We start from the raw sequence: 15057 nt of genomic DNA, 5'->3' as shown, positions 1-15057 counted from the left end.
GCGGTGATCACCGTACGCACACCCCGCGCAGGGGAACAGGAGTCCGCTCCGCACTGTCACGAAACTGTCGATCACCGCTCCGGCCAACCGAGTTGAGTACGTGTACGCACCCCGCCCCAGGTGATCGCGCCCATTCGCCGTACCCCCTCGCCGCCGTACGGTCCCCGCATGTCCCAAGAGACCGCACCGGCGCAGCCCGGGTCCGTGTCAACGCCGCAGGCCGTCGGGTGTGGCTGCCTGGTGCTGGTCGGCGGGCTGCTCGCCGCCGTGCTCATGCCGTTCGTCCTGGTCGCCTGGGACTCCCGGGGCTCTGCGGACTTCCCTCGCGTCGCACCCGAGGAGATGGCGAGCCGTGCCTTCGAGCGGTCGCGGGAGGCGTACGACGTCCTGGGGTTCGAGCGGACCGTGGAACCGGGCGGCGAGGGCACCGGCGCCGGTCCGGAGAACGGGTACGGGAGCGACTTCTGCTGGGACGGCGGTCTGCTGGGGATGGACGACAAGACCGTCGACGGTGCCTACCGGATGAGCCACGGGTGGGCCCTGGACCACGTACCCGCGAGCCAGGCCGCGCCCGGCCTGCGGCGCCTGCACCGGCACCTCGCGGACGACGGCTGGGAGATCACGTCCTACGTCGAGGGCGGCCAGGTCCAGGACTGGGAGCTGCGCGTCGAACGGGCCGACGGCGACGAGCGGATGTCCTTCCGCTGGGACGCGGACCGCGAGTACTTCACCGGCAGCGCCGGCCTGCCCTGCGCCTACGACCCCGACTGGGAGGACGGCGACACCGAGCCGGCCGGGGACGGTCGGGTGCCGCCTGTTCTCGGGCCCGCGCGGTGAGCGGTTACGGCTGGTGCGCTCGATGGGGTCGTGCCGTACGGAACGGGCTGTTGCCCGGGTGATGCTCACCCGTCCGCTGTGTCGTCTCCGAGCGGCCTGGTGTCCTCGGCCCGCGGGGCTTTGATGGTGACGGGCTGGTCGATGTCGAGGAAAGTGACGGTCAGCTCGAGCCGCCCGTCTTCGGTGTTGGTCATCAGGTCGAGATGCCTGGCCCGAAAGCGGAACTGCTTGGGGCGGTCGTCGCCGTCGACCCACAGGTCCATGGTGAGCGGGTCGGAAGCCTCAAGACCGAAGATCTGATCAAGGCGCTCGCCCCTCAGGCTGTCGACGTCGACCGTGCCCTTGTAGTGCGTGGCCCTGGTGCCGTCGACCGTCTCGGTCCCGATCACCCGCAGATCCTTCGAGCCGACCAGGAGCGTGGACTGCACGAGCAGGTTCTGCTCCAGCTGACGGGGGAGCACGCCGTAGGACTGGTTCTCCGTGTTGCCGCGGCCCCATACGGCCGGCGCGGCGCTCAGCCAGCTCTTGCCGTTCAGCTTCTCGGAACGGAGCGCGCTGCCACCGACGTACATGACCCCGTCGACAAACCGGACCTCCAGTCGGCCGTCCCCGCCCCGGTCTTCCGTCTGGTTCATTTTCAGGCTCATCGCCGAGGGTTTCGTGGTCATGGAGGCCTCGGCCTCCAGACGGCCCTTCCCCGCCAGGGTTCCGCTGATCCGATAGCGGAGCGACGTGATGTTCTCGGAGTTCTCCGCCGCCTTCGCCACGGCCGCCGCGGGATCGCTCGTGGCGCTCCCTCCGCAGGCAACCGATCCCCCGGCGAGGACCAGGGCCGTGAACGCCGCGATCCGCACTCTGCTGGACACCGAAACAACAGCGGAAATACCCACAATCCCCCCAGGCTGGATGGCGCATTTGAGCCAAGATCGCGAGCCTGACCCGGGATGTGGCCTGGGGTCCGCGGCCGAAGACCCAGGCGGAGATGAGCATCCGTACTCATGCCTCGGTGCGGGGTGTCGGGACACCGTGGGAACACACAGCGACAACGGACCAACCGAAGGGATCCGCGATGTCGAACGTCTCGCGGCCGGGCCGCCTTGTGCGGTTGCGGCGGCTGCTCGCGCTTGCCACGGACAACTGGGGCGGCCGGGGGTATCTGGCGGCCTTCGCCGCTTCCGTGCCGGTGGCCTTCCTGTTTTCGGACAGTGCGTACGCGATGGCACCGGTGCTGCTCACGGAGCCTCTGTCGATGCTGGGCGCGGTCGTGCCCTTCGGGGCCGGTAGCGCCGAGGGCAGCGGTGGGGCAGCTGTCGTGGCCGCCTCGGTCGGCATGGGGGTCTGGCTGCTCGCGTGCGCTCTGGTGAACGCGGCCGTGGTCGGCGCGTTCGCCCACCACGTCCGGGATGTCCGTGCCGATGTCCGGCACGCGTGAATCTCTCCCCTTCGCCTTGAACACCACCTCGAACATCACCTCGAAGAGAAAGGCACCGACATGGCCCGTTCCGCACACCCCCGATTCCCGAGGATCCGGGCCCTGTTGGCGCCCGCCGTGGACAACTGGCTCGCGCGGGGCTATCTCGCGGTGGTCGCGGCGTCGCTGGGGTTCTTCCTGTGGGCCGTGTACCTGTCCCCGGACCCCGGGTTCGCCGGGATCTGGCCGCTCATGACCACAGCTCCGCTCAGCATGATCGTCAGCATCCCCCTGATGGCGCTTTCACCCGACGGGGACTCCCCGCTCGCCTGGCTGACCCCGTTGCTCTTCTCCGCGGGGACCGTCCTGTGCGGGCTGTTCAACGCCGCCCTGCTGGGTCTGCTCGCCCGCAGGCTGACGGGCCGGGAGCCGCACCCGGCCGCCTGACCGTGACCGACGACGGCGGCGCGAGCCGATGCGGCCGGCCGCCCGACGGGCCTACTGACCGAAGCCCCGGATCAGGGCCACACCAGGCAGTACGGCTGATGCCCCGCCTCATGCAGGCGGTGGCTGAAGTCCTGCCATTCGTGCAGCAGTTGGTACACGTTGAACGCGTCCCGCGGACCGCCCCGGTCCGGGACCGTCGACCAGATGAACGCCGCCGCGCCCACCGCTTCCTCGCCGATGCCGCGCAGCGGGTCGACGACCGTCATGGGGAGCTTCACGACCGCGTAGTCGGGGTGCAGGACGACCAGTTCGAGCGGGGGGACCTTGTGCAGCGGGACGCCTTCTATGCCGGTGAGGACCATGGCCGCCATGGTCTCCGGCTTGATCTTGGTGAACATGCCGTTCATCCCGAGCTCGTCGCCGCCGAGCTCCTCGGGGCGCATCGAGATCGGGACGCGGGCCGCGGTCGCACCGTCCGGCGCGCCGAAGTACTTGTACGTCACCCCCACCCGACCACCATTCCTGCTCCCCGCCCCCAGCTGCTCGATCCGACGTTCGATACGTCGGTCGTCCCGCTCCGACTCACTCGGGACCGCATGTCCTTGACGTGATTCTGCGGCTTCCTCCGCGTCGCGCCGGTGCCTTCCCCGCCGGGCACGTCGAGGACCCAGGTCATCAGTCCCCTCGCCCAGTCCGCCACCGCGATGCATATCTCCACCCGACTGCTTTTCTAGGAGGCGTGGCCCCCGCCGCGCAACCCGATCATCGTGTCAGTGACCTCCCCCACGGCCGCCCGCCGAAACGTGCGTTGAAACACCTGTCCGCAGGATCATCGCAGCACCCGAACACCAAGGGCCGCACGAGCTGTGTCTATCAGCTCTCAGTTTCGCAGATGCCGTCGGACCACGGACCGCTGTCGCCCAGGGCCGCTGGCCTACCCTGAGGAGGAAAGTCGGCAACCGGAGTCCGAGAAGTCGGAGAAGTCGCAGGTCATGAGCGAAACGCCCTATTCATACGATGCGCCTGCCTCACAGGCCCTGTTCGACCGTGCGGCCACCGTCACACCGGGCGGCGTGAACTCCCCGGTGCGCGCCTTCCGCGCCGTGGGCGGAACGCCCCGGTTCATGGTGTCCGGCACCGGCCCGTATCTGACCGACGCCGACGGGCGTGAGTACGTCGACCTCGTCTGCTCCTGGGGACCCATGATCCTCGGGCACGCACACCCCGAGGTCATCGCCGCCGTCCAGGACGCCGTATCGCGCGGTACGTCCTTCGGCACGCCCGGCGAGGGCGAGGTCGCGCTCGCCGAGGAGATGGTCGCCCGGATCGAGCCGCTGGAGCAGGTGCGGCTGGTGTCCAGCGGCACCGAGGCCACCATGTCGGCCATCCGGCTCGCCCGCGGGTTCACCCGGCGGACCAAGGTCATCAAGTTCGCCGGGTGTTACCACGGTCACGTCGACTCGCTCCTCGCCGCGGCCGGGTCCGGTGTCGCCACCTTCGCCCTTCCCGACACGCCCGGCGTCACCGGCGCCCAGGCCGGCGACACCATCGTCCTGCCGTACAACGACCTCGAGGCCGTGCACGAGGCCTTCCACCGGCACCCCGGCGAGATCGCCTGTGTGATCACCGAGGCCTCGCCCGGCAACATGGGCGTCGTGCCGCCGCGGCCCGGGTTCAACCAGGGCCTCAAGGACGCGTGCTCCAAGAACGGCGCCCTCTACATCTCCGACGAGGTCATGACCGGCTTCCGGACGAGCCGCGCCGGCTGGTACGGGATCGACGGGGTCAAGCCCGACCTCATGACCTTCGGCAAGGTCATGGGCGGCGGCTTCCCGGCCGCGGCCTTCGGCGGTCGCGCCGACGTCATGGCGCACCTCGCGCCCGCCGGGCCCGTCTACCAGGCCGGAACCCTCTCCGGGAACCCGGTCGCCACCGCCGCGGGCCTCGCCCAGCTGCGGCTGCTCGACGACGCCGCGTACGACAAGGTCGACGCCGTGTCCGCGCGGATCCAGTCGCTGGTCACCGAGGCGCTCACCAAGGAAGGCGTCGCCCACCGGGTGCAGAACGCCTCCAACATGTTCTCCGTCTTCTTCACCGACCGTGAGGTGCGGGACTACGAGGACGCCAAGAAGCAGGAGTCCTTCCGCTTCACCGCCTTCTTCCACTCGCTGCTGGCCGACGGCGTCTATCTGCCGCCGTCCTCCTTCGAGTCCTGGTTCGTCTCCACGGCCCATGACGACCAGGCGGTCCAGCGCATCGCCGACGCCCTCCCGGCGGCGGCCCGAGCGGCAGCGGAGGCGACCGCGTGAGCACCCCGGCCCACCCCGACATCACCGTCGTACACCTCATGCGGCACGGTGAGGTGGCCAACCCCGACGGGGTCCTCTACGGCCGTCTCGCCGGCTACCACCTGTCCGAGCTGGGGCGGCAGATGGCCGACCGGGTGGCCGAGCACCTGGCCCCCCGGGACGTCACCTACGTCTGCTCCTCCCCGCTGGAGCGCGCGCAGGAGACGGCCACGCCGATCGCCAAGGCGCACGGCCTCGATCTCGCGACCGACGGGCGGCTCATCGAGGCCGACAACGTCTTCCAGGGCAAGACCTTCGGCGTCGGCGACGGCGCCCTGAAGCGGCCCGAGAACTGGAAGCACCTCGTCAACCCCTTCAAGCCGTCGTGGGGTGAGGCCTACGTCGACCAGGTCGTCCGCATGATGGGGGCGCTGGACGCCGCGAAGGACGCGGCGCGCGGCCATGAGGCGGTGCTGGTCAGCCATCAGCTGCCGATCTGGATCGTGCGGTCCTACGTCGAGAAGCGGCGGCTGTGGCACGACCCGCGGCGGCGGCAGTGCACGCTGGCGTCGCTGACGACGTTCACGTACCAGGGCGACAAGATCGTGTCCGTGGGGTACAGCGAGCCCGCGATCGATCTCGTGCCCGCGCATCTCCGTGCCGGTGCCAAGCCGGTGAAGGGCAAGGACAAGGCGTTCGGGGCGTAAGGGACGCTTTGATGCCCGCTCGTTACATTTGTTGCTGAATCGCTGTGATCAGGGGGAACCTCCTCGTTCGTCGCGTCCTCTGAATGGGTGACCACTTCGCAGGACGTGACGAACGGGGATGCAATGCGCGCTCTCACCCGCAGGGGAGCACTCGGACTCGGTGTGGGTGGTGCGGCCGCCCTCGGACTCGCGGGCTGCGGCACCCTCACCTCGTCAGAGGGGCCGAGCCATTCCGGAGGTTCCCCCGGCGGCAAGCCCAGTGCCCAGACCCACCGCGCCCGCCCCCTTGGTGACGGTTCCACGTCGTACACGGGCAAGCAGCCCCACCAGCCGGCCAGGCCGGAACCGCTGGAGCCGGGCCAGAAGCCGCCGCAGTTCGTCGTCTTCTCCTGGGACGGCGCCGGCGAGGTCGGCAACGGACTCTTCCCGCGCTTCCTGGACCTCGCCAAGGAGCACGGCGTCCACATGACCTTCTTCCTCTCCGGGCTCTATCTGCTGCCCGAGTCGAAGAAGCGGCTCTACGACCCGCCCAACAACCCCCTCGGCGCCTCCGACATCGGCTATCTCACCGACGACCACGTCAAGGCCACCCTGACCAACGTCCGGCGGGCCTGGCTCGAGGGTCACGAGATAGGCACCCACTTCAACGGCCACTTCTGCGCCGGCTCCGGCACCGTCGGCAACTGGACGCCCCAGCAGTGGCGCAGCGAGATCGACCAGGCCAAGGGCTTCGTGAAGGAGTGGCGGACCAACACCGGGTGGACCGATCTGCCCGCCCTGCCCTTCGACTACGACAAGGAACTCGTCGGCGGTCGCACACCCTGCCTCCTCGGCCAGGACAACCTGCTGCCCACCGCGCGCGAGCTCGGCTGGCGCTACGACGCCTCCTCGCCCGGCGGCCGCCAGGTCTGGCCGGAGAAGAAGGGCGGGCTGTGGGACCTGCCGCTCCAGGCGATCCCGTTCCCCGGGCGCAGCTTCGAGGTGCTCTCGATGGACTACAACATGCTCGCCAACCAGTCGATCAACTCCACCAACGCGCCCGCCCACAACTACCCGGCCTGGCGCGAGCAGTCCGCCGGGGCCTACATCGCCGGCTTCCAGCGCGCCTACGAGTCCAACCGCGCCCCGTTCTTCGTCGGCAACCACTTCGAGCAGTGGAACGGCGGCATCTACATGGACGCCGTCGAGGAAGCCCTGAAGCACATCGCGGCGGAGAAGGAGAAGGGCGAGGACGTACGGCTGGTCTCCTTCCGGCAGTTCGTCGACTGGATGGACGTCCAGAAGCCGCAGGTGCTGGCCAAGCTGCGGACGCTGGACGTCGGACAGGCACCGGTCGGTGGCTGGAACACGTTCATGAAGGCCGGCCCAGCCAGCTCGGACAGCACTGCCGGGAGCTCCGCGAACGCCGCCTGAAATGCGGATTTCCGCCCGCAAGGGGGGTGCGCAAGATCCCCGGAACGGGCATGCGAAACTTTTCACATGAGTGCCCTGACCCGCACCAACCGTCGAGCCGTCCTGTTCACCGCCACGGCCGCCGCAGCCGCGCTGACCCTCACCGCGTGCAGTTCCGGCGGCAAGGTGGGCGGCAGCGGTGACACCAACTTCATCACCGGGAACGACGGCGTCGACACGGTCGCCCAGGGCAAGCGGGACGCCGCCCCGCTGCTGTCCGGCAAGACCATCGACGGCAAGCAGCTCTCCACCGCCGACTACAAGGGCCAGGTCCTCGTCGTCAATGTGTGGGGCTCCTGGTGCACCCCCTGCCGGGCGGAGGCGAAGAACCTCCAGGCCGTCTCCGAGAAGCTCAAGGGCCAGGGCGTCCAGTTCGTCGGCATCAACACCCGGGACACCAACACCACCTCGGCGATCAACTTCGAGAAGGAGTTCGGGGTCACCTTCCCGAGCCTGTACGACCCCACGGGCAGGCAGATGCTCCGCTTCAAGAAGGGCACGCTCAACCCGCAGCTGATCCCCTCCACGCTCGTCATCGACCGCAGCGGCAAGATCGCGGCGCGGGCGCTGATGGCACTCAGCGAGGACACGCTGACCGGGATGATCAAGCCCGTCCTCGCGGAGAAGTGACGTGAGCGCGACGCTCACGCTCGCCGAGGCGGTGGGCGGCAACGAGACCGTGATGAGCGGCGCCCTGCTGCTCGCGCTGCCCATCGCCGTGCTCGGTGGCCTCATCTCCTTCTTCTCTCCGTGCGTCCTGCCGCTCGTGCCCGGTTATCTGTCGTACGTCACGGGCGTCAGCGGCACCGACCTCGCGGAGGCGCGGCGCGGCCGGATGGCCGCCGGTGCCTCGCTCTTCGTGCTCGGTTTCACCGTCGTGTTCGTCTCCGGCGGGGCGCTGTTCGGGTTCTTCGGACAGACGCTCCAGGAGGAGCGGGGCGTCCTGTCCAAGGTGCTCGGCGTGCTCATGATCCTCATGGGCATCTTCTTCATGGGCATGATGCCCTGGCTCACCCAGCGGGAGTTCCGCTTCCACACCAAGCCCGCCACCGGGCTCGCCGGCGCCCCCCTCCTCGGTGCCCTGTTCGGCATCGGCTGGACGCCCTGCATCGGGCCGACGCTGTCCTCGGTGCAGACACTCGCCATGCAGGACGGCAGCGCGGTGCGCGGCGCCATACTGACCGTCGCCTACTGCCTCGGCCTCGGTGTCCCCTTCGTGGTAGCTGCCGTAGCCTTCCGCAAGGCGCTCGGCGCCTTTGCCTGGGTCAAGCGGCACTACGTCTGGGTGATGCGCATCGGCGGCACCATGATGATCGTGACCGGGGTGCTGCTGCTCACCGGCGCGTGGGACCGCATCGTGCAGGAGATGCAGGTCTGGTCCAGCGGCTTCACTGTGGGGATCTGATCGATGAGCAAGACCACAACCGACTCGACCCCGCCCACCGGCGACGAGGACCTGGGCGCGGCGGCCTCCCAGCTGTCCACCGCCCCCGTGGAGGACGCCCCCAACCTGCCCTCGCTGGGCCTCATCGGCTGGGTCCGCTGGTTCTGGCGGCAGCTGACCTCCATGCGGGTCGCGCTGCTGCTGCTCCTGCTGCTGTCGCTGGGCGCGATCCCCGGCTCGCTGATCCCGCAGACCGGCACCGACGAGACGAAGGTCGCCGACTTCCGTAACGCCAACCCCACCCTCGGGGACGTCTACGACAAGCTCGGCCTCTTCCACGTCTACAGCTCGGTGTGGTTCTCCTCGATCTACCTCCTGCTGTTCGTCTCCCTCATCGGCTGCATCGTGCCCCGCACCTGGCAGTTCGTCGGCCAGCTGCGCGGCCGCCCGCCGGGCGCCCCGAAGCGGCTGACGCGGCTGCCCGCCTACACCACCTGGCGCACCGAGGCCGAGCCCGAACAGGTCCGCGAGGCCGCGCTCACCTTGCTGAAGAAGCGCCACTTCCGCGCCCACCTCGCCGGTGACAATGTCGCCGCCGAGAAGGGCTATCTGCGCGAGGTCGGCAACCTCGCCTTCCACATCGCGCTCATCGTGATGCTGATCGCCTTCGCCTGGGGCCAGCTGTTCAAGATGGAGGGCAACAAGCTGGTCGTCGAGGGCGACGGGTTCTCCAACACCCTCACGCAGTACGACGACTTCAAGTCCGGGACCCTCTTCACCCAGGACGAGCTGGACCCTTTCAGCTTCACCCTCCACGACTTCCAGGGCAGCTACGAGAAGACCGGCCCCAACCGGGGCACCGCGCGCACCTTCCAGGCCGACCTCAGCTACCGCCTGGGCGCCTACGGCAAGGCCAAGCGGACGGTCGTCAAGGTCAACAAGCCCCTGGAGATCGGCGACTCCAAGGTCTACCTCACCGCCCACGGCTACGCCCCCGTCATCACCGTCCGCGACGGCAAGGGCAATGTCGTCTACCGCGACGCCGTACCGCTGCTGCCGCTCGACAACAACATCACCTCCTCGGGTGTCATCAAGGTCATGGACGGCTACCGCAACACCAAGGGCGTGCGGGAGCAGCTCGGCTTCGAGGCCTTCTTCCTGCCGACGTACACGCCCGGCAGCGAGACGGCCTCCACCTTCCCCGCGCTGAACAATCCGGTGCTGAACATCGCGGGCTACTACGGCGACCTCGGGGTCGACGCGGGCATCCCGCAGAGCGTCTACCAGCTCGACAAGTCCCATCTGAAGGAGTTCAAGGACTCCAAGGGCAAGCAGCAGCGGGAGAACCTCAAGCCGGGCGAGACCATGAAGCTCCCGGGCGGCGCCGGTTCGATCACCTACGACTCCACGGCGGAGTGGGCCAACTTCCAGGTCACCCGCCAGCCCGCCAGCAGCTGGGCACTGACCGGCTCGATCGTCGCGATCTTCGGCCTCGCCGGCTCCCTGTTCATCTCCCGCCGCCGGGTGTGGGTGCGGGCGGTCAGGGGCGCCGACGGTGTGACGGTCGTCGAGATGGCCGGCCTGGGCCGCAGCGAGTCCGCGAAGGTGCCGGAGGAACTGGGCGACCTCGCGGGGATCCTCTACGACCAGGCGCCCGGGGCGCCGGATCCTGACGAAGACTCCACCACCTCCCCCAACCCCCAAGCCGTACCTGCCGAAGGGGCCGAGAAATGACTCTCGCCGCCACAACCGAGTTGGCCGCCGCCACCAACGAACACCTCGCGAATCTCAGCAACACGCTGATCTACTCCGCGATGGCCGTCTACACCCTGGCCTTCTTCGCCTACATCACCGAGTGGATCTTCGGTAGCCGCAGCAAGATCGGCCGTACCGCCGCCGCGCTCACCGAGGGGGCGGACGCCAAGGCGAAGGCGCCGGCCGTGACGGTGAAGAAGGGCGGCTCCACCGCCGTACTGGAACGGCCGAAGGTCGTGGTGCGGGCCGCCGCCGGTCAGCGGGATGTGCCGGACGGGCCCGGGGCGCACGGTGGGGACGAGCAGGGGGACCTCTACGGGCGTATCGCCGTGTCCCTCACCGTGCTCGCCTTTCTCATCGAGCTCGCCGGGGTCATCGCCCGCGCGGCCTCGGTGGAGCGGGCGCCGTGGGGCAATATGTACGAGTTCAACATCACCTTCTCCACGGTGGCCGTCGGTGTGTACCTCGCGCTGCTCGCGCTGAGGAAGAACGTGCGCTGGCTCGGGCTGTTCCTGATCACGTCGGTCCTCCTCGATCTCGGCATCGCCGTCACTGTCTTGTACACCGCCAGCGACCAGTTGGTTCCCGCCCTTCACTCGTACTGGCTCTACATCCACGTCTCCACGGCGATCCTGTGCGGCGCGGTCTTCTACGTGGGTGCGGTCAGCACGATCCTCTACCTGTTCAAGGACTCGTACGAGAACAAGCTCGCGAACGGCGGCAAGCCCGGCAGCTTCGCCACCTCCTTCCTGGAGCGGCTGCCCGCCTCGGCGTCCCTCGACAAGTTCTCCTACCGCGTCAACGCGGCCGTCTTCCCGCTGTGGACGTTCACGATCATCGCGGGCGCGATCTGGGCGGGTGACGCCTGGGGCCGCTACTGGGGCTGGGACCCGAAGGAGACCTGGGCGTTCATCACCTGGGTCGCCTACGCCTGCTACCTGCACGCCCGCGCCACGGCCGGCTGGAAGGGCCGCAAGGCCGCGTACCTCGCCCTCCTGGCGTTCGGCTGCTGGCTGTTCAACTACTACGGCGTCAACATCTTCGTCTCCGGCAAGCACTCCTACGCGGGCGTGTAACCCGAGCACGCAACCGCCGCACGGAGAAGGCCGGTTCCCCCCTGACCTGAGTCACGGGAACCGGCCTTCGTCGTACGGACAGACAGAGGGGTGTGGATACGAATCTGCGGAAACGGATTCGCGCGGGGGACCATGACGCCTTCGGCGACCTCTTCGACGCGTACGCACGCTCCGTCTACAACCATGCTTACCGTCTCACCGGGGAGTGGACGACCGCCGAGGACGTCGTCTCTCTGACCTTCCTCGATGCGTGGCGGCTGCGGGCGAAGATCGACGAGGAGGGCGGCTCGCTGCGGCCCTGGCTGCTGGGCATCGCCACCAACGTCACGCGCAACACCCGCCGCGCGGCCCGTCGTCATGCCGCCGCAGTCGCCCGGCTGCCGCGTGACGAGACGGTCCGGGACTTCGCCGACGAGGTCGCGGGGCGCCTTGACGACGCGGCGCAACTGGTCGTCGTACGGGCCGCGTTGGCGCGGCTGCGGCGGGCCGAGCGGGAGGTGCTGGCGCTGTGCGTGTGGGCGGGCCTCGACTACGCGGCGGCCGCCGAGGCGCTCGGCGTGCCGGTAGGGACCGTACGGTCTCGGCTCTCACGCGCGAGAACAAAACTCTCGGAACACATGGAACTGTCCCAAACGGTCGGACAGGTGAGAGATGACCGCATCACCGCGGTCAGGCCCCTGAGGGAGGGAAACCGATGAACCAGCTTCCCGAGAAGGACCTTCCGCCGGGCCGTCACCGACTGCTCAAGGAGCATCTGATGACCGAGATCCGGCAGGAGACACAGCAGGACGACGAGACCCGGACACGCCGCCCCTGGCTGCGCCCCGCCCTCGTCGCCGGCGCCGTCGCGGCGGTCACCGCCGTGACCCTCACGCTCGCCGTACCGTCGTCCGACGGAGACTCCCCCGTTCCGCCCGCCGCGAAGGGCTCCCCGGGCGTCACCCAACTCCTGGAGGACGCGGCCCTCGTCGCCGAGCACCAGGACGTGCCCAAGGTGCGCGACGACCAGTTCACCTACATCAAGTCCAAGGAGGCGTGGGGCGTTTCGGAGCGCACCTGCAAGGCCGCGACGGCCGGGCCGCTGCAGAACAGGGAGATCTGGACGTCCGTCGACGGCCGACGCGAGGGGCTGCTGCGGAGCACCGGGGTCGGCACCCTGCCTGTCCACCCCGACCCGGACTCCGAGAACTTCTACCGTGGTTGGGAGAAGCTGCCCACCGACCCCGACAAGATGCTCGCCTGGCTCTACAAGCAGAACACCAGCAAGGAGGGATACAGCGACGCGTACTACGCCTTCAAAACAGCGACCGGGCTGGCCCTGCAGAGCATCCTGCCCCCTGAGGTCGGCGCCGCGCTCTACCGGGCGGTCGCCAAGATCCCCGGGGTCGTCCTGGTGAAGGACTCCGTGGACGCCGTCGGGCGGCACGGCACCGCCGTCGCGTTCGTCCACGGTAAGGGGACCTACCGACAGGAGCTGATCTTCAACAGCAAGACCTGGCTTCCCCTCGGCACCCGGTTCGTGCAGCTCAAGGACGTTAAGAGCGAGCTCGACGTGGGCTGCAACGGCGTGATCAAGGCCGGATCGGTCGTGGCCATCACCGCGGTCCTGGAGCGCGCCATCGTCGACAAGAAGGACCAGCGCCCCTGACCACGTGCGGAACCTCGCCCCACGGGCCAGGCTGGTGTCATGAGCGGTTCCATCGAGCAGGGCACCAGCCAGACGCACGGGAACACGCACATCCTGCACTTTCTGGTGCGGCTGCCGAGGTCCATGGAGGTGGTCTGGCCGGCGCTGGCCACGACGGGCGGGCTCGCGGGCTGGTTCACGGAAGCCGAGGTGCTCGAACCCCGGCTCGGTGGCGCGGTCGCGCTGCGCGGGCTGGGGGCCGGGCATGTCACCGCCTGGGACGTGGAGCGGGTCGCCGAGTACACGATGGAGGGCGGCGGCCGGATCAGGTTCCACCTGGAGCGCGAGGGTGACGACGGCTCGGCCCTCCGCCTCACCCACGAGTTCCAGGGCGAGACGGAGACCGAGCCGCGCTGGCGGGCCCGCTTCGAGAAGCCGATCGAGCAGATCGAGGGTTAGTCGACCGTGATCGAGTCCAGCTTCTCCCGCAGATACGCATGCGAGTCGACCGGCTCGTACGCCACCCGTCCCACCGGTGCCGGTACCGACTCCACCAACGTGCCGGGTGTGCACTCGCCGAAGTAGACGAGGGACATGAGCTCCTCGGCGGGGGCGTCCGCCGGTGGGGGCAGTACGCGGTGTCGGCCCGAGCGCCAGCGGTCGCCGGTCCAGCGGGCCATCAGGTCGCCGATGTTGATGGTGAAGGCGTCCGGGTCGAAGGGGGCGTCCTCCCAGCCGCCCTCGTCCGTCCAGACCTGGAGCCCGCCCTTGCCCGCCTGCCGGTCGAGGATGGTCACCGTGCCGAAGTCGGTGTGCGGGCCGATGCGGAACTGGCCGGGCTGGGGTTCGCCGATGACCTCGGTCCCGGGGTACCAGTTGATGTTGAAGCCGTACGTGGGGTGGTCCATGTGCCGGGAGAAGAAGTCGTGTTCGAGCCCGAGGGCCACACCCAGCAGGTCGAGGAGCTGCTTCTCCAGGTCGGCCATCCGCGCCAGGTACTCCTCGCACAGGGTCTGGAGCTCCGGCACCTCGTCCGGCCAGACGTTGGGCGCGTACCACTCCGCGTTGATCTCCGGGTCCTCGAAGGGCTCGTGCGTCGCGAAGGTCAGCGACTCCTTCAGGTCCGGCGGGGTCTCCGTGCCCTCCGAGTAGCCGTTGGCCTCCGCACCCGGACCGAGCCACCCCCGCCCGCCGACCTTCGCGGTGTAGGGCTCCTTGACGTCGACGGGCATCCGGAAGAAGTTCCGCGCGGCCTCCCGGATGGCGGCCCGCAGCTCCGGGTCCACCCCGTGCCCGGTGACCAGCAGGAACCCTGCGGTCTGCAGGGCCTCGTCGACGGTACGGGCGATGGCGGCCCGGGTGTCCGTGTCACCGTCCACCCAGGGCCTCAGGTCGATCGTGGGGATGCGCGGCTGCTCAGTCACCGATGTCCTCATTCCACAGTGCCGGGTTGTTCTTGATGAAGTCGCGCATCATCGCGACGCACTCGGGGTCGTCCAGAAGGACGATCTCCACGCCGTGTTCGGCGAGCCAGTCGTGGCCGCCGTGGAAGGTGGTCGCCTCGCCGATCACCACCCGCGAGATACCGAACTGCCGGACGAGGCCGGAGCAGTACCAGCAGGGCGAGAGGGTCGTCACCATCGTCGTATCGCGATACGACCGCTGCCGCCCCGCCGCCCGGAACGCCGCCGTCTCCGCGTGCATGGACGGGTCGTCGTCCTGGACGCGCCGGTTGTGGCCGCGGCCCAGCAGGGTGCCGTCGGCTCCGTAGAGCGCGGCGCCGATCGGGATGCCGCCCTCGGCGAGACCGGCGCGGGCCTCGGCGACGGCGGTGGCGAGCTGGGTGCGTGCGGCTGCCTGGTTCAGGTCGATTGGGTCCATGTTTTCACCTGGTCTCTTGTGAGGAGGCTCTGGCGATCACGCTGGGGAGGAATCGCATCTCGTGTGACAGCGACGCGGAGCGTCGCCGGATCCTGCTTCCCGGTCCCGCCGCGGCCGGGTGGAGGCGTACGTGTGTGCCCGTGTTCGCCGATGGGGGTGGCTGCGGCGGGAGAGGGGTGCGGGTGTGTGGAT

Annotated in this window: 17 protein-coding genes; 13 read left to right on the top strand and 4 right to left on the bottom strand. The window is 69.1% G+C overall.

The genetic code is table 11. The features are described from left to right. The first annotated feature begins 168 nt into the window (after positions 1-168). A complete protein-coding gene (locus QF037_RS21000; protein ID WP_307027483.1) occupies positions 169-837 on the top strand; it encodes a hypothetical protein in 669 nt (222 codons plus the stop codon). Between the two features lie 65 nt (positions 838-902). On the opposite strand, the gene QF037_RS20995 is transcribed toward QF037_RS21000, so the two are convergent. After that, the gene (locus QF037_RS20995) at positions 903-1703 is read right to left on the bottom strand and encodes an LppX_LprAFG lipoprotein (protein WP_307027482.1); all 801 of its coding nucleotides are present in this window, start codon (positions 1701-1703) and stop codon (positions 903-905) included. A 203-nt stretch (positions 1704-1906) separates the two neighbouring features. On the opposite strand from QF037_RS20995, the gene QF037_RS20990 reads away from it, so the two are divergent. Then, on the top strand, positions 1907-2269 hold the full coding sequence (locus QF037_RS20990) for an SCO4225 family membrane protein (protein ID WP_307027480.1): 363 nt from the start codon (positions 1907-1909) through the stop codon (positions 2267-2269). A gap of 60 nt (positions 2270-2329) precedes the next feature. Continuing rightward, positions 2330-2695, top strand: coding sequence for an SCO4225 family membrane protein (locus tag QF037_RS20985; protein ID WP_307027478.1), 366 nt, complete (start codon positions 2330-2332; stop codon positions 2693-2695). Between the two features lie 71 nt (positions 2696-2766). Here QF037_RS20985 and QF037_RS20980 read toward each other — a convergent pair whose 3' ends face one another. Beyond that, positions 2767-3204 carry a hypothetical protein gene (locus QF037_RS20980; protein WP_003974483.1) on the bottom strand — a complete coding sequence of 146 codons (438 nt, stop codon included), beginning with the start codon at positions 3202-3204 and terminating at the stop codon, positions 2767-2769. 483 nt (positions 3205-3687) lie between these two features. On the opposite strand from QF037_RS20980, the gene hemL reads away from it, so the two are divergent. The 10 genes from hemL to QF037_RS20930 all read left to right on the top strand — a co-directional run bounded on the left by hemL (position 3688) and on the right by QF037_RS20930 (position 13443). Continuing rightward, positions 3688-5004, top strand: coding sequence for a glutamate-1-semialdehyde 2,1-aminomutase (hemL, locus tag QF037_RS20975; RefSeq protein WP_307027476.1), 1317 nt, complete (start codon positions 3688-3690; stop codon positions 5002-5004). Positions 5005-5042: 38 nt separating this feature from the next. Continuing rightward, positions 5043-5690 (top strand): histidine phosphatase family protein, encoded by a 648-nt coding sequence (locus tag QF037_RS20970; protein WP_266899394.1) that lies wholly within the window; start codon positions 5043-5045, stop codon positions 5688-5690. A 123-nt stretch (positions 5691-5813) separates the two neighbouring features. After that, on the top strand, positions 5814-7103 hold the full coding sequence (locus QF037_RS20965) for a hypothetical protein (RefSeq protein ID WP_307027474.1): 1290 nt from the start codon (positions 5814-5816) through the stop codon (positions 7101-7103). A 66-nt stretch (positions 7104-7169) separates the two neighbouring features. Next, positions 7170-7772, top strand: a complete 603-nt coding sequence (locus tag QF037_RS20960; RefSeq protein WP_307027472.1) for a TlpA family protein disulfide reductase — start codon at positions 7170-7172, stop codon at positions 7770-7772. 1 nt (position 7773) lies between these two features. Next, positions 7774-8547: a cytochrome c biogenesis CcdA family protein gene (locus tag QF037_RS20955; protein ID WP_373463774.1), complete on the top strand. Its 774-nt coding sequence runs from the start codon at positions 7774-7776 to the stop codon at positions 8545-8547. Between the two features lie 3 nt (positions 8548-8550). Further along, positions 8551-10260 (top strand): cytochrome c biogenesis protein ResB, encoded by a 1710-nt coding sequence (gene resB / locus QF037_RS20950; protein WP_307027469.1) that lies wholly within the window; start codon positions 8551-8553, stop codon positions 10258-10260. Further along, entirely contained in the window at positions 10257-11357 is a 1101-nt protein-coding gene (gene ccsB / locus QF037_RS20945) for a c-type cytochrome biogenesis protein CcsB (RefSeq protein WP_307027467.1), read from the top strand. Before resB ends, ccsB begins: the two co-directional genes overlap by 4 nt. A 92-nt stretch (positions 11358-11449) precedes the next feature. Beyond that, the gene (locus QF037_RS20940; protein WP_307027464.1) at positions 11450-12055 is read left to right on the top strand and encodes an RNA polymerase sigma factor; all 606 of its coding nucleotides are present in this window, start codon (positions 11450-11452) and stop codon (positions 12053-12055) included. Continuing rightward, positions 12052-13005: a CU044_5270 family protein gene (locus QF037_RS20935; RefSeq protein ID WP_307027462.1), complete on the top strand. Its 954-nt coding sequence runs from the start codon at positions 12052-12054 to the stop codon at positions 13003-13005. The genes QF037_RS20940 and QF037_RS20935 overlap by 4 nt, the downstream gene beginning before the upstream one ends. Positions 13006-13044: 39 nt before the next feature. Beyond that, positions 13045-13443 carry a hypothetical protein gene (locus QF037_RS20930; RefSeq protein WP_307027460.1) on the top strand — a complete coding sequence of 133 codons (399 nt, stop codon included), beginning with the start codon at positions 13045-13047 and terminating at the stop codon, positions 13441-13443. Here QF037_RS20930 and QF037_RS20925 read toward each other — a convergent pair. Both QF037_RS20925 and QF037_RS20920 read right to left on the bottom strand, forming a co-directional pair. Continuing rightward, positions 13440-14420 (bottom strand): isopenicillin N synthase family dioxygenase, encoded by a 981-nt coding sequence (locus tag QF037_RS20925; protein ID WP_307027458.1) that lies wholly within the window; start codon positions 14418-14420, stop codon positions 13440-13442. The genes QF037_RS20930 and QF037_RS20925 overlap by 4 nt on opposite strands. Continuing rightward, a complete protein-coding gene (locus QF037_RS20920; protein ID WP_307027456.1) occupies positions 14401-14865 on the bottom strand; it encodes a nucleoside deaminase in 465 nt (154 codons plus the stop codon). Before QF037_RS20920 ends, QF037_RS20925 begins: the two co-directional genes overlap by 20 nt. Positions 14866-15057: the final 192 nt, after the last annotated feature.

The organism is Streptomyces canus, from assembly GCF_030815415.1.
GTDB lineage: Bacteria > Actinomycetota > Actinomycetes > Streptomycetales > Streptomycetaceae > Streptomyces > Streptomyces canus_F.
This window is presented reverse-complemented; position numbering and strand designations above follow the sequence as displayed.

Excerpts from the sequence above, each read along its gene's own strand:
- QF037_RS21000 (WP_307027483.1), top strand. The coding sequence starts at position 169 with ATGTCCCAAGAGACCGCACCGGCGCAGCCCGGGTCCGTGTCAACGCCG.
- QF037_RS20990 (WP_307027480.1), top strand. The coding sequence starts at position 1,907 with ATGTCGAACGTCTCGCGGCCGGGCCGCCTTGTGCGGTTGCGGCGGCTG.
- QF037_RS20985 (WP_307027478.1), top strand. The coding sequence starts at position 2,330 with ATGGCCCGTTCCGCACACCCCCGATTCCCGAGGATCCGGGCCCTGTTG.
- hemL (WP_307027476.1), top strand. The coding sequence starts at position 3,688 with ATGAGCGAAACGCCCTATTCATACGATGCGCCTGCCTCACAGGCCCTG.
- QF037_RS20970 (WP_266899394.1), top strand. The coding sequence starts at position 5,043 with ATGCGGCACGGTGAGGTGGCCAACCCCGACGGGGTCCTCTACGGCCGT.
- QF037_RS20965 (WP_307027474.1), top strand. The coding sequence starts at position 5,814 with ATGCGCGCTCTCACCCGCAGGGGAGCACTCGGACTCGGTGTGGGTGGT.
- QF037_RS20960 (WP_307027472.1), top strand. The coding sequence starts at position 7,170 with ATGAGTGCCCTGACCCGCACCAACCGTCGAGCCGTCCTGTTCACCGCC.
- resB (WP_307027469.1), top strand. The coding sequence starts at position 8,551 with ATGAGCAAGACCACAACCGACTCGACCCCGCCCACCGGCGACGAGGAC.
- ccsB (WP_307027467.1), top strand. The coding sequence starts at position 10,257 with ATGACTCTCGCCGCCACAACCGAGTTGGCCGCCGCCACCAACGAACAC.
- QF037_RS20935 (WP_307027462.1), top strand. The coding sequence starts at position 12,052 with ATGAACCAGCTTCCCGAGAAGGACCTTCCGCCGGGCCGTCACCGACTG.
- QF037_RS20930 (WP_307027460.1), top strand. The coding sequence starts at position 13,045 with ATGAGCGGTTCCATCGAGCAGGGCACCAGCCAGACGCACGGGAACACG.
- QF037_RS20925 (WP_307027458.1), bottom strand. The coding sequence starts at position 14,420 with ATGAGGACATCGGTGACTGAGCAGCCGCGCATCCCCACGATCGACCTG.
- QF037_RS20920 (WP_307027456.1), bottom strand. The coding sequence starts at position 14,865 with ATGGACCCAATCGACCTGAACCAGGCAGCCGCACGCACCCAGCTCGCC.